Raw genomic sequence first — 1,350 nt, forward strand, 5'->3', positions numbered from 1 at the left:
GCTACGAAGGCCCGAAAGGCGGCCCGGGCATGCAGGAAATGCTCTACCCGACGTCGTACCTGAAATCCAAAGGCCTGGGCAAAGCCTGCGCCCTGCTCACCGACGGCCGTTTCTCCGGCGGTACGTCCGGCCTGTCCATCGGCCACGCTTCGCCTGAAGCGGCTGCCGGCGGCGCCATCGGCCTGGTGCAGGATGGCGACAAGGTGCTGATCGACATTCCAAACCGCTCGATCAACCTGTTGGTCAGCGACGAAGAACTGGCTGCGCGCCGGGTCGAGCAGGACAAGAAAGGCTGGAAACCAGTGGAAAAACGTCCACGCAAGGTGACCACCGCACTGAAAGCCTACGCCCTGCTGGCCACCAGCGCCGACAAGGGTGCTGTGCGCAACAAGGCAATGCTTGATGGGCTGTAAGGCTTAACCGTCGAACATGAAAATGCCCCGCCACAGTGCGGGGCATTTTTTTGACCACAATTGATCGTTCCCACGCTCCCGCGTGGGACTGTCTAAAAGGACGCTCCGCGTCCCGACGCGGAGCGTCACTGGCTGCATTCCCACGCAGAGCGTGGGAACGATCAACACTGTACCCGTGGCGAGGGAGCTCGTCGGATCGCCGCACCGTCCTGCTGGGCTGCGCAGCAGCCCTTTTTAGGGCCGCTTCGCGCCCCAGCGGGAGCAAGCTCCCTCGCCACAGGATGCTAACGTTCTCTCATCACAGGTAAGCCAAACGGTCTTACTGAATCTCTTGCGGGGTGACGATCACCCAGTTCTTGTCCGCCGTCACCGGCAACCCTTCCTTGGCTTGGGCCGCAGCGTTTTTGGCCATCATGCCCTGGATCTGGGTCATGTATTTGTCTTTGCGGTTGACCCACAAATGTATCCCGCCCTTGGCCACATCGACGCTGTGGAACAGCATGAAACCATCGCTGGTCGGTGTATCGCCGCCCACCAGCACCGGTTTTTTCCATTCATCGATATAGGTCAGGATTGCCGCCTGCTTACCCGCCATCCAGGTCGCCGGGGTCCACAGGTACGGAGTCAGTTCGAGACCAAGATTCGCCTTTTCATCATATTTGCCGGCGGTGATCTGTTTGCGAGCAGTGGTCAGTTCGCCGGTCTTTGGGTCCTTGAGCAGCAGCGACACACCGATCACGTTTTGCGGTTTGACGTTGTAGCCATATTTCGGATCGGCCGCGACCATGCGCACCAATTCTTCGGAGGCGGCGGTCATCACGTAGACCTCGATGCCGTTCTCCATCAGTTTGTTGTACAGCTCTTGCTGGCCAGTGAAAATTTTCGGCGGATTGACGTCGAGTTTCTTGACCACATCGCCTTCGTAATACGTCGCCGG

Annotated in this window: 1 protein-coding gene and 1 pseudogene; one reads left to right on the forward strand and one right to left on the reverse strand. The window is 59.3% G+C overall.

What is annotated here, in order from left to right; all coding sequences use genetic code 11:
* Nucleotides 1-413 (forward strand): dihydroxy-acid dehydratase (locus D8V06_RS26625; RefSeq protein ID WP_177434497.1); only part of this gene is annotated, 413 nt, incomplete at its 5' end.
* A gap of 319 nt (nucleotides 414-732) precedes the next feature.
* On the opposite strand, the pseudogene D8V06_RS26630 reads toward D8V06_RS26625, so the two are convergent.
* Nucleotides 733-1,350, reverse strand: a pseudogene (locus D8V06_RS26630) (haloacid dehalogenase-like hydrolase); the annotation flags it as partial.

The sequence above is a fragment of the Pseudomonas sp. Sample_24 genome (assembly GCF_004307605.1).
GTDB lineage: Bacteria > Pseudomonadota > Gammaproteobacteria > Pseudomonadales > Pseudomonadaceae > Aquipseudomonas.